This window comes from Fibrobacterota bacterium (assembly GCA_019509785.1).
Taxonomy (GTDB): domain Bacteria; phylum Fibrobacterota; class Fibrobacteria; order UBA11236; family UBA11236; genus Chersky-265.
Map to the genome: position 1 here is coordinate 16,534 of JAEKLQ010000024.1, position 14,180 is coordinate 30,713.

Below are 14,180 nucleotides of genomic sequence, written 5' to 3' on the forward strand. Positions count from 1 at the left end.
TGCAAAAAGCGGAACGTCCCACGGGGACGCGCGAACAGGCAGGACTGAAGGGATGCGCAACCGCGCATCCCTTAGCCCGCTCAGAACTGGCTGATGAACTTCCAGGTTTCCGCGGGGACCCAGGTTTTGCTGCCGCCGGGCGAAGGGGTATGGGGCCCTACGAAGATACAGGCCCTGGCGGGATAACCATCGGTGCAACCCTGGAAGTCGGCGCATTTCGGGTTCATCCCGCTGGCGTCGGTGGGAACCAGGGTACCCGGGATATCCATGGCTTGGCAGCCGTCCAGCTTGGCGAACTCGTTGATCTGCGGCACGCCGTATGCGGGATAGGTGCAGGTCTGATCCTGGGTTCCATGGGTCATGAAATAGGGGACGGGCTTGTTCTTCTTGTTGCATCCGCTCATGGGGCCGCCGGAGTGGACCGCGACCGCGCGGAACATATCGGGCGCTTCGCAGGCCAGGGCGTAGGACATGGAACCGCCCATGCTGAACCCTTCGGCGAAGATGCGGGAGTTATCGATGCAGAGTTCGCCCTTCAGCATGTCGACCAACGAGGTGATGAAGGGGACTTGGCCGCTCGGCCAGCTGTTGCCCTGGCCTTGGGGGGCGACGAAAATGGTGGTCGACTTCCCCCCGGACGGATTGGCGAGTTCCGCCAGCCCGTAATAGGGTTTGATGGTGGCGCTACCGTTACCGCCGTCGGTGACGTTATTGGCGGTTCCGTTCAGCCAATGGATCGATACGATCAAACGGTAGGCGGTATTATTGTCGTAGTCGGCGGGGACAAGGAGGTTATAGGTGCGGGCGCCTCCTCCTCCGGGAGGGGTGAAGGTCAAGGCCTTCCCGGTCTTGAGCGTCGAAGTCTTGCCGCATCCGGCGCTACGGCCGCCGGTAGAGGGGGCGCTCAGGGAAACGTCCAACGTCGCGTCCCAGGCGGTGACGGAAACCTGCTTGGTCGTGTAGCCGGTGGCGGTGACCTGAAGCATATCCAGGTCGGCGGCCGTTTTCGCGAGGAAGGCGGCGGCCGGGGTGAAACCCGCGGCAGGGATTTCCCCGGCGGCTTCGCCGTCGCCCATGGGCATATAGCGGAAGGTCCGTGTTTCTTTTCCCAGGGAGGCCTTGATGATCATCATTTGATCGGATAGGGAATGCATCCCGAAATCCCACTGATATTGACCTGGGGAAGCGTTCGACACCCCTTCCATCCGTAAGAGGTTGCCTTTCATGTCGAAGACCTCGACTTTCACTTTCGCCGCGCGCGGCACGGCGATCCGCAAGACCCCCTGGTCCAACGACATGCCTTGGGCCGACGGGGCCTGCCGCGCCAAGGCGACGGTTCCCGTCAGGGTATAGGAGCCGTCCGCTCCGCTCGTCGTCTTTTTCCCCTGGTGCATCAGCAGCACCTCGGCATTGGCGACCGGCTGACCGGACGCGTTGGTCACTTTACCATGCAGGTTGATGGTCTGCGCATGGAGAGTCGATGCGAAGGCGGCGACGAAAGCGTAAGCGACTATCTTGCCCATTGAAGACCCCACGAGTAATAAGTTTTCCCGACCGAGCGTTAATCTACGCGGGCCCGGCCGGTTCCGCTTCCGATACCTTTCCTACAGGCTTGGCGAAGGGTGAATTAGTATCTTTAGGCCCCCGGAACCCCCGGAAAAAGCGGGCCCTAAGCCCGAAGTTTCGTCAGGTTCGTAACGAAAGGTAACGCGTTGTCGGCGCAAACCCTGCTTCTCGATTGGCTGAAAACGCGAATCCCCACCGACGGCTTGGCTTGGCTCGAAGAGAAAGCCGCCCTTATGGCTACCGGCGCTCCGGATAAAACCATTTTCGCCTCCTTCAGCGCCTGCGTGCGCCATGCCGGCAAGGCCCCCTTGTCCCTTTCCGCCGAAGACCTGCAAGCCGCCCGCGCCGCCGTGCCCGATTGGGATCCTTCCGATTTGTGGCAGACCGCCGACGTAGGGGAAGCCATCACCCTGCAAAAGGCCCTGGCGGTAGTGCCTTACCCGGAAGGCCACATGGCGCGGGCCCGCGAAGCCATCCGCTCCAACATCAAGGCGGTCTTCGAAGCCATCGCCATCCGCAATCCCTATCCCTCCTTGCACTTCGATACCGTGGGTTGGAACCAGATGGTGGTCAAGACCTTCTTCGTGGACGTGCCTCTCGCGCTCGTGGTGGGCGTGGATCGGCGCGCCAATCCTCCGCTCGCGCGCATGCTGGACGATCTGGCCCATGAACGCTGGGCCGCCAACCGACCCTTCCCTCCCGATCTCTGGCGTTGCGTCGGCCCCTGCGCGGATGCCAAAGCCCTGGCCGATCTCAAGAAGGTGCTGACGACGGGCTCGCCCGTCGAACGCCGCGCCGCCGCCCTCGCCCTGAAATCCTGTCCCGACCCGCAAGCCGCCGCCATCCTCGCATCCGACGCCGCCCTGGAAAAGGCCGCGCGTTCCGGAAGCCTCACCTGGGAGAACCTGAATGACTACGCCTAAGCTGCGCTACATCGATCCCCACGTCCACATGGTTTCGCGCACCACGGACGATTACGCGGCCATGGCCGCAGCGGGCGTGGTGGCGGTGATCGAGCCCGCTTTCTGGGTGGGGCAGCCGCGCACCGAAGTCGGCACCTTCAAGGACTACTTCGCTAGCCTGGTCGGGTTCGAACGCTTCCGCGCCTCCCAGTTCGGCATCAAGCATTACTGCACCATCGGCCTCAATTCCAAGGAAGCGAATAACGAAGCCCTGGCCGAGGAAGTCATCGAGCTTTTGCCCCGCTTCGCCGGCAAGGAAGGCGTGGTCGCCATCGGCGAGATCGGCTACGACGAGATGACCAAGGCTGAGGAGAAATTCTTCCGCGTGCAGTTGGAACTGGCCAAGGAGATGGATCTACCCGTCATGATCCACACCCCGCACCGCAACAAGAAGGTCGGGACCAGCCGCAGCATGGACGTCTGCATGGAGCATGGCATCCCTCCCGCGCGCGTGGTCATCGACCACAACAACGAAGAGACCTGCAAGGAAGTGCTGGATCGCGGCTTTTGGTGCGCCTTCACCATCTACCCCAAGACCAAGATGGGCAACATGCGCATGGTGGACCTCGCGCGGAAGTACGGCTCCGAACGCATCATCGTGGACTCCAGCGCGGACTGGGGCATAAGCGATCCGCTCGCCGTGCCTAAGACCGCGAACCTGATGTTGGAAAACGGCATCTCCGCCGCGGCGGTGGACGCCATGTGCTATCGCAACGCGCTCCTCGCCTACGGCCAGAGCGGCCAGATTTCCGAATCCGACTGGCTCGACGCCGCCACCATCGATCCCAAACGCGAGTTCGAAGGCAACAGCCTGCTGCGCGGCGGCGGGCCGGAGACAGGCGGCCCGGAGACGGCTGGCCAAGGGTCGGCCGACGTCCGCATCATCAAATAAAGGGAAGGCCCGCGCCGTCCGCAACGATTCCAATCCGCCCGCGGATACCATCGCCCGCGCGGCTTCCCATGTCCGCGACATCCTCGCCATGGCCCTCGGGCACCATGCCGCGCGTTCCGCCGCCGTGGTCGTCGCCGACTCCCGCAGTCCGCTCTCCCGGCTTTTGGCCGCCGCTTATCGCGAAGCCATCCCCTCGGCCCGCCATCTGGATTTCGATGCCTTGGCCCCCGCCGAGATCCTGGCCGCCTTCGCGCCCTTGGCCCCGGGCGATCTGGTGGTCCTGATCCAATCTTCCAACTTCCGCCTAGCCGAATTCCGCCTACGGGTGGAACTGTTCGCGCGCGGCCTGAAGGTGGTCGAGCATCCCCATCTGGAACGCATGGACGGGGCGGAAATCCCGCTTTACGTGGAAGCGCTCGCCTACGATCCTACCTACTATCGCGGTACCGGCCAGGCCTTGCGGGCCCGCATCGACGCGGCCCGGAGCTGTTCCATCGAGACCGGGGCCGATGCGCCTTTGCTCTTCCAGGGCCCCTTCGAGACCGCCAAGCTGAACGTGGGGGACTATCGCGAGATGCGCAACGTGGGCGGACTGTATCCCATCGGCGAAGTCTTCACGGAAGCGGTGGATCTGGAAGGGTTGCACGGCCCGGCGCGGGTCGATATCTTCGCCGACCTGGATTTCCGTCCTCATCTTCCTGCGATCCCGGTCACGCTCGTTATCGAAAAAGGCCGCGTGGTCGATGCCCGCGACGCCACGCCGGAAGCTTGGCGCGTGCTGGAGAAAATCCGGGCCGATGAGGGCGAGATCTGGGTGCGCGAACTGGGATTCGGCCTGAACCGCGCCTTCGGGCCCGGACGGATCGTAAGCGACATCGGCACCTTGGAACGGATGTGCGGCGTCCATCTTTCCCTGGGGGCCAAGCATACCGTGTATAAGAAGCCCGCCTTCAGCCGCCGCACGGGCCGCCATCACGTAGACATCTTTCTCGCCGACCCGCGGGTACGCATCGATGAAGAGGTGGTCTTCCAGGCAGGTGCTTGGGTTATTTGAGCGGCGCCATCCCCGAGAACCCTTAAATTGCGCTAAAAAGGCCCTTGACGGATGAACTTTCTTGCTGTACTTTACCATTAAGTTAATTAACTAGATGGTTTACAACAAAGCACATTCCGATCGGCTTAGCGCCACCTTCGCCGCCCTCGCGGATCCGACCCGTCGCGCCATCCTGGCCCGCCTGGTGGAAGGCCCCGCGAACGTGAAGGAATTGGCCGAGCCTTTCCGGATGAGCCTGCCCGCCATTTCCAAGCATCTAAAGGTGCTGGAGCACGCGGGCTTGATCAGCCGGGGCCGGGAGGCGCAATGGCGCCCGTGCAAGTTGGAGGCTTCGCCTTTGAAGGACGTGGCGGATTGGGCCGAGCAATACCGCCGCTTCTTCGAGGCCAGCTTCGACCGTCTGGACGCTTACCTCAAGGGACTGCAAACCAAGCAAAAGGAAAACCCGGAGAAGGAGAAATAAGATGCCCGCAACCCGAACCGAACCCGCCGCTCTGAAGGGCGATCGCGAGATCGCGATAACCCGCACCTTCGAAGCGCCCCGCGAACTCGTATTCCGCGCCTGGACCGAGCAACAGCATCTGGCGCAATGGTGGGGGCCGGACGGCTTCACCATCACCACCAAAACCTTCGAGTTCAAGGAAGGGGGCGTTTGGCTTTTCACCATGCACGGGCCCGATGGGCGCGATTACCAGAACAAAATGGTATTCGAGACCATCCGGCGGCCCGAGCGCGTGGTCTACCTGCATCCCGGGGAAGAAGGCGAAGGCGTGGACTTCCGCTCGGTGGTCGAGTTCAAGGACGTGGGCGGCAAAACCGAACTCAGCATGTGCATGACCTTCGACTCTTTCCAGGCCCGCGAGCTTGTGCTTCGGGAGCACCACGCGGACCAAGGCCTGGGCCAAACCATGGCCCGCTTGGGCGAATACCTAAGTTCGATGAAGGGCAAGGTTTTCGAGGTGAGCCGCACCTTCGACGCCCCGCGCGAGCTGGTCTGGAAGGCCTATTCCGAGGCGGAGCGCCTAAAGGAATGGTGGGGGCCCAAGGGATTCGGAATGAAGATCGCCAAGCTGGACTTCCGGCCCGGAGGAATATTTCATTACTGCATGGTCGCTCCCGACGGGAAAGAGATGTGGGGGAAATTCCACTACCGCGAGATCGTTAAGCCCGAGCTGATGTCATACGTAGTTTCCTTCTCGGACGCGCAGGCCGGAATCACCCGCCATTACATGAGCGCGACCTGGCCCCTGGAAGTAATGAACATAACTACCTTCACGGAAAAGGACGGGAAGACTACGGTGACGAACCGCGGCTGGCCCATCAACGAGACCGGGGAGGAACGGGCCACTTATGAGGCCGCCTTCGCGGGAATGGAAATGGGGTTCAAGGGAACCCTCGATCAACTGGAAGCTTACCTGGCGAAAGCCAAGGTGTCGCAAGGAGGAAAAGCCTGATGCGCTTTCTGCAACCTTTCGCCGAGCCGGCTTTTTTCATCTTACGCGTAACGGCGGGCCTGATGTTCGCGTTCCACGGCCTCCAGAAAACCTTCGGGATCCTCTCGGATTTCCACGCCGCCTTCCCGAGCCAAGTGTGGTTCGCAGGCATCATCGAACTGGTAGCCGGCCTGTTGATCACGGCAGGGCTGTGGACCCGCTGCGCCGCCTTCGTGGCCAGCGGCGAGATGGCCGTCGCCTATACGCAATTCCACTGGAAGCTGGCCATGGGAAAAGCCTTTTTTCCGGCCATCAACAAAGGCGAAATGGCCTTGCTCTATTGCGTGCTATTCCTCTACATCGCCTGCCGCGGCGCGGGGCCTTTCAGTTTGGATGCCATGGTGCGAGGCGAACGCGGAAGCAAGCGGTAATAATCGAAAGGCTCGGGAACCCCGTTCCCGACTTTCAAAACCATGAAATGCAAGTGCGTCGGGGACCGCGCGGGATAGGCGTTCGTCCCGGTGCGCCCGACCATTCCCAGCCTCCCGCCCGCCGCCACGGTGTCTCCCGGATTCGCGATCAGGCTATCCAGATGCGCGAAGTAGAGAAGTAGATCCGCGTCCACGGACAAGGCCCACAGGTATTTGCCTCCTCGCAATCCCGATCCGGGCCGCCACTCGTTTTCCGTGGAGAGCACGAGCAGGCGGGTCGGTGCCAGCACCGGGACTTTCGCGCCGGTGAGATCGTCCCGGCAATCCCGATCCTTATCGCGGATGAAAATGTCGTAAGCCGGATGGCCGCCATGCCGATTCCCGTCGAAGAAGTCGTAACCCTGGATGGGTGAACCCCCGTACCGGATGGCGGGGCGGAAGCCGCCTTTGCCGACCGAGGCGAGGGAGTAGCCTTGCACGGGAAAGACCCAAGGCGAATCGCCGGCGGGACCCGGCGGGAACCCTCCCTCAATGTTCGGCGGGGAACTGCCTCGTAGGGCGCGATAGAGCGGTGGGAACAACGCGCGCAAGGAATCCTTGGGAAGGGTTTGATCCCGGACCGATTTCTCGAACCGGTCCCATTCCTTGAGCGGCGGCCCGGCCGCTATGACGGGGGAAGCCTCGGCGAAGAAAACTCCCACGAGGGAAGCCCCGAAGAAGGAAGCCCTGAGCAACGGCGGCATGCTCATGGGGCAAAGCGCCGCAAGACGGGCGGGCCGAAGGGAAGTATTTCCATCAGGAACCGCTGGTAGCCTTCCAAGGTGAACCAGCCCTCTTGGCCTTTATCGCCTTGCGCCTTTTCGATATGGAATTCCTGCGCGGGCATGAAACTGAAGCCAATCAGGTAGAGCTTGGGCTTGCCCTCCGCCTCGGCGACGTCCAGGATGACGGAAACATGCCCAATACCCCCGTCCTGGTTCTGGACCAGCATGTCCCCCGGGACCAATGCGGCGGCGGAAGGGACCGGAGCGCATCCGCGCTTGAGGGAGTAGGAGTTGGCGTTGGCGAAGCTGGTCCGCAAGAAATCCGGATAGCTTTTCCCGCTGGATTGGAAGGCCTTCCGCTTTCCGTTGTAATCGAACAAATAAAGATGGTCTAAGTTATGGGCACGCTGGTGGTACTCCGCCCACAAGCGCATGGCGAAGTCGGCGCATTGCTCCAGATCCTGATGGAAGAGGAGCGGCAGATCCGCCACGGCGAAGACGTTGAAGTCATTGATGAGATTGCCGTTGAAGGCGAGGATGCGTTTATCCTTTTTGACGGACAGGGTCTGCAGGAAACGGCCGTAGCTGCCCGGTTCGGTCCGCACGCGCGTATAGCCCGCGGGCGTGGGAATGGCCGTGGCAAGGGTGCGGACGCTCTCCGCGCGGGAGACGATCGGCAGGGAGAAGCCGAGGCATATCAGAAAGACCGCTATCTTGACGGCCATGTCTTCTTGCAGTCCCGGCACTTGAAAACCTTGTTGAAACCGAAAAGTTTTTTCCAGGCATCCACGGCGAAAAACGCGCTTCGTATGCGGATTATCTTCCGGGTACGGATGCGCTTCGAATGGCAATCAGGACAATATACCGCGTCTCGCGATATTTCGTCCTTTTCCTCCACGGTTCCATCTTCGATTACTTCTTCGGATTCCAATATCCCTTTGGCGGCCTGGAAATCCGCCTCCCTAACCATCAGGCTGATACCGCCAATGGCGGTCAAGTAATAACTATCGACGCTCCCGCCGAATATTTCCGAGGCTATGCCATTCCGATCAAGCCGGTACCTGCCGATCTCGGCCAGCGTCACCCTCGGATAATTCCAGACTTCGACGAGTTTGCCTTCCCGCATCTTTCCAAGATACTCCAATCGACTATCGAAAAGTCCTCGACCTCCCGACCCACCTCTCTCCCCCTCCGCCGCGCCCCATCCGCCGCGACCCCGGGGCCGGGCTTCCCGAGGCCCCGGGAATCGTATCGCCCGCGCGACCGCGAAGCGCGGGCGGGACCGGGCGGGGATCGCGCCGGCGTCGGAAAGGGAGGCACCGGGGCTCCGGTTCGCCGAGTCGTGAGCGTCACGGCCTGGAGAAGGGTAGAGTCCGCAGAGGACGGGCAGCCCGCGGCAGCCGGTGAGAGACCAACAGTTTGGTTCCGCGGGCGTCCCCTTCTCCAGGCCGTGGAAGGACCGGTGGGAGCGCTAGCGAACGTCCGAGGCGAACCGGAGCCCCGGGGACTCCCGGGCCGAAACGACAGGCGCGCTCCCCGCCCGGACCCGCCCGCGGATCGCAACCCCGCGCGGACGCCCCAATCCGAAGCGCGATCGGAACGCCCTGCCCCGGGCCCGACGCGCCCGTTTAATTACCTTTCGGCCTCCCCCATAAAGGAGGTTGCGCATGCGCATCATCAAGAATATCATCATCGCCGTGATCGTTCTCGCCGTCGTGCTCGCGGGCATCGGCTTCATGCTTCCCAGCGCCTATAAGGTAGAGCGCTCGGTGACCATAACCGCGCCGGCGGACGTCGTGTTCGACCAAGTGAACGATCTGAAGAAGAACGAAGCCTGGTCGCCCTGGATGAAGAACGACCCGAGCCTGCAGATCACTTATAGCGGGCCGGAAGCGGGCAAGGGCGCGACCAGCACCTGGACCTCGAAGAAATCGGGGAACGGGTCCCAGACCATCACCGAAAGCGTGCCGGGCAAATCCATCAGCACCTACCTCGACTTCGGGCAGATGGGGAACGCGCAGGGCGCGTGGGCCTTCTCCGAGGAGGGGGGTAACACCAAGGTGACCCAGACGATGGCCGGGGACGCGGGCAAGAACCCGTTCCGGCATCTGATGAACCTGGCGATGGATAAGATGATCGGGAAGTATTTCGAGCAGGGCCTGAACTCGCTGAAGGACGTTTCCGAGAAGCGGGCGGCGGAAGTGCAGGCGGAGCAGGCGGCCACCCGCCAAGCGGCGGTAGCCCCGGCGGAAGAACCGGCTGCGAACGCCGTGCCGCCTGCCCCGACGGCGAAGAAGCCCTGATTTCCTTTCCCGGTTAAATACCCTCTGGCTTTTCGAGGGCGGGTTTTCCGCCCTCGCATACGCCATGTAGGCCGCTCCGGCCGTTTCGCCGGTATCGGTCCAAGACTCCATCCTCGCTTAGGGGTGGGCGGCGAACGCCCCCGCCCCGTCCCCCCACTAATCCCGCCGGCGGAGGCCGTTCCCGTCCGGGGACCGCAATTCCTATTTTCGCGTCGGACTATTAGGTTCGGGCCCGCCCGGAAGGACAAACATGCGCTGCGGATATTTCGACGACGAACATCGCGAATACGTGATTACCACCCCCAAGACCCCGGTCAAGTGGATCAATTACCTGGGCACCCTGAAGTTCGGGGGCTTCGTCGATCATACCGGCGGCTTGCTGCTCTGCAAGGGCGACCCCGCCCTCAACCGCATCACCAAATACCTCCCCCAATCGCCCGCCAGCCATTTCAAGGGGCAGACCCTTTACCTGCGTTGGCGCGAGGATGGGCCGGCCGGCGCCGGGAACGGGCAGGGCGGCGAGCGCTACCATGTCTTTTCCCCTTTCTTCACACCGACCTTGAAGCCCTTGGAAAGCTTCGAATGCCGCGTGGGCATGGGCTATACGCGCTTCATCTCGCGTTACCGCGGCCTCAAGGTGGAGGCCGTGATGTTCGTGCCCGAAGGCGAAGCCCTGTACCTGGTGGACGTGACGGTGACCTGCGAGTCCGGCGCGCGCAAGGGCGTGTCCGCCATTCCCGTGTTCGAGTACACCCACTTCGACGCCTTGAAGCAATTCACGAATGCGGATTGGGTACCGCAGACCATGCAGAGCCGCATCCGCACCGCCCCCGACGGCTGGCGACTTTTGTCCCAGTACGCCTTCATGAAGCGTGGCTCAGCGGAGAACTTCCTCACGGCCAGCTTGCCTTTCTCCAGTTTCGAGAGCGATCGCAAACGCTTCCTCGGCGATAACGAGTACGGCGATTTCTCCGCGCCCCTCTCCCTACAGCAGGATGAATTGTCGAATTACGAAGCCCATCGCGGCGACAACGTGGGCGCTCTGATGTTGAAGCTGGGCGATCTCGCCGAAGGGCAGTCGATCCGCTTCACGGTCTTCCTGGGGCAGGAAGCGGATGCGACGGCCGCCTACGCCCGCATCAAGCCTTACTTCCAGCCGGGCGCCGTGGACGCGAAGCTCAAGACCATGTCCGCCTTCTGGGGGGATTACCTGGCGCAGATGCAGGTGAAGACCCCGGACGCCGCCTTCGACAGCATGGTGAACGTGCATAACCCGCGGCAGTGCTTCATGACCAAGAACTGGTCGCGCGATTTGTCCCTCTATCAGCTCGGCTTCGGCGGGCGCGGTATCGGGTTCCGCGACAGCTCGCAGGACACCATGGCGGTGATCGGCCATATGCCCGGGGACGCCAAGGATCTATTGCGTAAGCTGCTGGCGGTGCAATTGCCCGAGGGCAAGGCCATGCATCAGTTCTACGCTTCGACCATGGAAGCCAACATGGGGGACGCCCGCGAGGGCGAGGATCGGCCCCAATACTACGGCGACGATCACCTGTGGATCGTGCTGGCGGTGGCCGCCTATCTCAAGGAGACGGGCGATTACGCCTTCCTGGACGAGGTGATTCCCTTCTACGATCTGGCCAAGGGCGGGCATGGCGCCAAGGGCGCCGCCGGCGCGGCCGGGTCCGCCTCGGTGCTGGAGCATCTGAAGCGCTCGGTGGCCTTCACCCGTACCGACGTGGGCCAACACGGCCTGCCCCATCTGGGCTTCGCGGATTGGAACGATACCGTGAACCTGCGCAAGGGAGCGGAGTCCCTCTTCAACGCCAACCTGTACGGCAAGGCCTTGTTGGAACTGATCGACCTTGCCAATTTCCAGAGCAACGCGGCGGAGGCGGAGACGTATCGCGCATGGTACGGGGAGATGAAGGATCGCGTGAACAAGCACGCCTGGGACGGGGCCTGGTGGATCCGCTGGTTCGATTCCGACGGCGCGCCCATCGGATCGGATAAGAACGAGAAGGGGAAGATCTGGACCAACGGCCAGAGTTGGCCGGTGCTTTCCGGCTTCGCCCCGGAGGACCGCGCCCATGCGGCCCTGGAGTCGGTCAACCGCCTGTTGAACACCGCCGCCGGCATCAAGCTGAGCGCGCCCGGCTACGACGGCTTCGATCCCAAGAAGGGCGGCGTCACCACCTATCCGCCGGGAGCCAAAGAGAACAGCGGCATCTTCCTGCACGCCAATCCCTGGGTCATCATCGCCGAATGCATGATGGGCAACGGCGAGCGGGCCTGGCGCTATTACAACCAGATCAATCCCGCGGCCCGCAACGAGAGCATCGAGACCTTCGAATGCGAGCCCTACGTGTATCCGCAGAACATCTTGGGCGACGAGCATCCCCAATTCGGGCTGGCCCGCAACAGCTGGCTGTCGGGCACGGCCTCGTGGAGCTACCAGGCGGCCACCCAGTACATCGCCGGCATCCGCCCTGCGCATGCTGGGCTGATGATCGATCCGTGCATCCCGAAGGCCTGGAGCGGCTTTTCCGCCATGCGTCGCTGGCGCGGAGCCACCTATGCCATCACGGTGAAGAACCCGTCGGGCGTGAACAAGGGCGTGAAGTCCTTGAGCGTGGACGGGAAGGTCCTGCCCGCGGGGGCGGCGGTGCCTGCCTTCGGGGATGGGAAGACGCATACCGTCGAGGCGGTGATGGGGTAAGGGACGCGCCCGCAGGGGTAGCGCCGGGGTTACGGGTGCGGATTCGCGGCGGATGGCGCCTTGCCGAGCGAACGGCCGCGGGCGTCCCGGATGGCTTCCCCGGGGATCCCATTGAAACCGACGCTCCCGGACAAGAGCGTCCACCGTGCCGGCCGCTTCCCCGTTTCCCGCGGGCGGGGAACGAATCCCGAGCCGGTGCTGTCCACGGGAATGCGCCATACGCCCGTATCCCTTGTCGCATAGAGAAATCCATCCTCGGCGGCAAGGGCGGTCACGATTTTGAGATCGAGCCCGTCCATCGTCCCGAATCCGTGGGCGGAAGGCAAGTCCGTTTCGAATCCTTGGTTCATCGCGCTCCAAGCCCCGTCGTTACGCGATACGGCCACGCCCGAATCGGTGGCCGCGAAGACGGATTGGCCCACCTCCAGCAAGGCGTGGATGCGCCCGAAGGCGGAGGAATCGGCCACCTTCAACCAGGTCGCCCCCGAATCTGCCGAGCGCCATATCGCCTTCCCCGCAGTCCCGATCAAAACGGCGGAGCCTTGCGATGCCAGGATAGCCAAGCCGGAAAACGGCCTGGAAGGCACGGGCATCCATACCCGGCCGCCAGCGTCGTAACGCAGGAGGGAATCACGGACGATGGCATAGGGGACGCCGGCGCAGAGGGCCATCCCGTTCGGTACCAACGGGGGCGGATCGGGGGGCGGCGGTTGACCCGCCCGCGGGGGCGACAGCAATTTCAGGAAGGTCCCGTCCGGCATCGAGCCGGTAAGAAACAGGTCCGGACCCAGTTTGACGAAACTCGTTCGGGAAACGGGAGAGCCCAATTCCGAGGCGGTATAAAGCCGTCGCCAGACCGTCCCTCCGTCGTCGGAACGGTATAGCGCGGGCTCGGTGGAGATGCAGAATAGGATTCCTCCGGCGCCCGCGATGGAACTCGGATTCGGGGAGGGCAGGAGATGCCAATGGCGGCCCTGATCTCCGGAGCCATAGCTCCTATACGAGCAGATCGCGACCAGTCGGCCCGGGCCTGCGGCCGCCAGGTTGCGGGTACCGATGATGCCGATGCCGGCATTTTCGCCCGACCAGGTCCGCCCGAAATCGGAGGACCGATACACGCCGTCCGAGCTCCCCGCGAAGAGGTCATCCCCGATCCCCACCAGGCCTCCCTCCATAAGGTTTCCTTGGAGATCAGGAGAACCGGAATCACGGCTCCAGGATTCCCCCGCATCGGATGAAGAAAACAAACCGCCCGGGTATCGTTCCGCGAAGAGCCGGGATCCGAAGCCGGCCAGGGAGGTGAAACCGCCGGAATCACCCGCTCCCGCCACCGATAGCCTCACCCAGGAGGCGCCGCTGTCGCGGGAACGGTAGACCTCTAGCTCCGTCATGGCGAAAACCAAAGGAGGCTGGGCGAGGACGGCTAGTACGGAGGTGTCCTTCGGTTCCGGCCAGCTGGAGCTCCAAGTGCGGCCACGGTCCTTGGAAAGGCGGATGCCCGCGGCTCCCGCTATATAGGCGCAGTCCCCATCCATGGCCAATACCGATCCACGCTGGCCCAAGCTGATCCACCCGGCCCTTTGCGCCGCGTTTCCCGAATCCATACGGGTCCAATGGCCGCCTTGATCGAGGGATTGGTACACCTTAACCGAATCGGTTACGACCAGGAGGCCGCCCCAGCCGAAAGCGATGGCGCCGAGGCTGGTATCGGTCCCGAGGCCCGTATTCGCCCTGCGCCAAACCGATCCTTCGCCGGGATGGATGCTCACGCCGTGCCCATCCGCGTTGTACAGGGTGTCCCCCCGGGCGACCATGTCGCGGGCGAAATAGGTAGCGGGGGCATCGGATCCCGTGTAGCGCCAGGTGGCGCCGCGATCCTTGGATTGGAGGATCGGGTATTCGCCGGTGGACGCGAACAGGGAGATCCCATCGGTGGCCAATCGGCGAACGGCGGGGCCCGCGGGCCCGTTGGTAGGGACCCATTGGGCGGCGGCAGCCAACGGCAGACCCAAGATCAACCACGCGAAAAATCGCTTAGGATGGGAAATGGCCATTT

At 63.0% G+C, this 14,180-nt stretch carries 13 protein-coding genes; 8 read left to right on the forward strand and 5 right to left on the reverse strand.

Annotation, left to right across the window (positions count from 1 at the left end; all coding sequences use genetic code 11):
- Positions 1 to 80: 80 nt before the first annotated feature.
- Positions 81 to 1,523: a prolyl oligopeptidase family serine peptidase gene (locus JF616_03155; GenBank protein ID MBW8886734.1), complete on the reverse strand. Its 1,443-nt coding sequence runs from the start codon at positions 1,521 to 1,523 to the stop codon at positions 81 to 83.
- Positions 1,524 to 1,712: 189 nt separating this feature from the next.
- Here JF616_03155 and JF616_03160 point away from each other — a divergent pair, with 189 nt between their 5' ends.
- From JF616_03160 to JF616_03185, 6 genes are all read left to right on the forward strand, one after another.
- Positions 1,713 to 2,489, forward strand: a complete 777-nt coding sequence (locus JF616_03160; GenBank protein ID MBW8886735.1) for an EboA domain-containing protein — start codon at positions 1,713 to 1,715, stop codon at positions 2,487 to 2,489.
- The gene (locus tag JF616_03165) at positions 2,476 to 3,420 is read left to right on the forward strand and encodes a TatD family hydrolase (protein ID MBW8886736.1); all 945 of its coding nucleotides are present in this window, start codon (positions 2,476 to 2,478) and stop codon (positions 3,418 to 3,420) included. Before JF616_03160 ends, JF616_03165 begins: the two co-directional genes overlap by 14 nt.
- 49 nt (positions 3,421 to 3,469) lie before the next feature.
- Positions 3,470 to 4,474: a hypothetical protein gene (locus tag JF616_03170; protein ID MBW8886737.1), complete on the forward strand. Its 1,005-nt coding sequence runs from the start codon at positions 3,470 to 3,472 to the stop codon at positions 4,472 to 4,474.
- 94 nt (positions 4,475 to 4,568) lie between these two features.
- Entirely contained in the window at positions 4,569 to 4,937 is a 369-nt protein-coding gene (locus JF616_03175) for a winged helix-turn-helix transcriptional regulator (protein MBW8886738.1), read from the forward strand.
- A gap of 1 nt (position 4,938) precedes the next feature.
- Positions 4,939 to 5,928, forward strand: a complete 990-nt coding sequence (locus JF616_03180) for an SRPBCC domain-containing protein (protein ID MBW8886739.1) — start codon at positions 4,939 to 4,941, stop codon at positions 5,926 to 5,928.
- Entirely contained in the window at positions 5,928 to 6,338 is a 411-nt protein-coding gene (locus tag JF616_03185; GenBank protein MBW8886740.1) for a DoxX family protein, read from the forward strand. The genes JF616_03180 and JF616_03185 overlap by 1 nt, the downstream gene beginning before the upstream one ends.
- On the opposite strand, the gene JF616_03190 is transcribed toward JF616_03185, so the two are convergent.
- Genes JF616_03190 through JF616_03200 form a run of 3 tightly spaced genes read right to left on the reverse strand, consistent with a single transcriptional unit; the run spans position 6,263 to position 8,186 of the window.
- Positions 6,263 to 7,087: a M23 family metallopeptidase gene (locus JF616_03190; GenBank protein ID MBW8886741.1), complete on the reverse strand. Its 825-nt coding sequence runs from the start codon at positions 7,085 to 7,087 to the stop codon at positions 6,263 to 6,265. The genes JF616_03185 and JF616_03190 overlap by 76 nt on opposite strands.
- On the reverse strand, positions 7,084 to 7,848 hold the full coding sequence (locus tag JF616_03195) for a hypothetical protein (GenBank protein MBW8886742.1): 765 nt from the start codon (positions 7,846 to 7,848) through the stop codon (positions 7,084 to 7,086). Before JF616_03195 ends, JF616_03190 begins: the two co-directional genes overlap by 4 nt.
- Positions 7,812 to 8,186, reverse strand: a complete 375-nt coding sequence (locus JF616_03200; protein ID MBW8886743.1) for a hypothetical protein — start codon at positions 8,184 to 8,186, stop codon at positions 7,812 to 7,814. Before JF616_03200 ends, JF616_03195 begins: the two co-directional genes overlap by 37 nt.
- Positions 8,187 to 8,769: 583 nt before the next feature.
- Here JF616_03200 and JF616_03205 point away from each other — a divergent pair.
- Together JF616_03205 and JF616_03210 are read left to right on the forward strand one after the other, a co-directional pair.
- Positions 8,770 to 9,405 carry an SRPBCC family protein gene (locus JF616_03205; GenBank protein MBW8886744.1) on the forward strand — a complete coding sequence of 212 codons (636 nt, stop codon included), beginning with the start codon at positions 8,770 to 8,772 and terminating at the stop codon, positions 9,403 to 9,405.
- Positions 9,406 to 9,655: 250 nt separating this feature from the next.
- Positions 9,656 to 12,124, forward strand: coding sequence for a glycosyl transferase (locus JF616_03210; GenBank protein MBW8886745.1), 2,469 nt, complete (start codon positions 9,656 to 9,658; stop codon positions 12,122 to 12,124).
- Positions 12,125 to 12,153: 29 nt separating this feature from the next.
- Here JF616_03210 and JF616_03215 read toward each other — a convergent pair whose 3' ends face one another.
- The gene (locus JF616_03215) at positions 12,154 to 14,178 is read right to left on the reverse strand and encodes a hypothetical protein (protein MBW8886746.1); all 2,025 of its coding nucleotides are present in this window, start codon (positions 14,176 to 14,178) and stop codon (positions 12,154 to 12,156) included.
- Between the last annotated feature and the right edge of the window lie 2 nt (positions 14,179 to 14,180).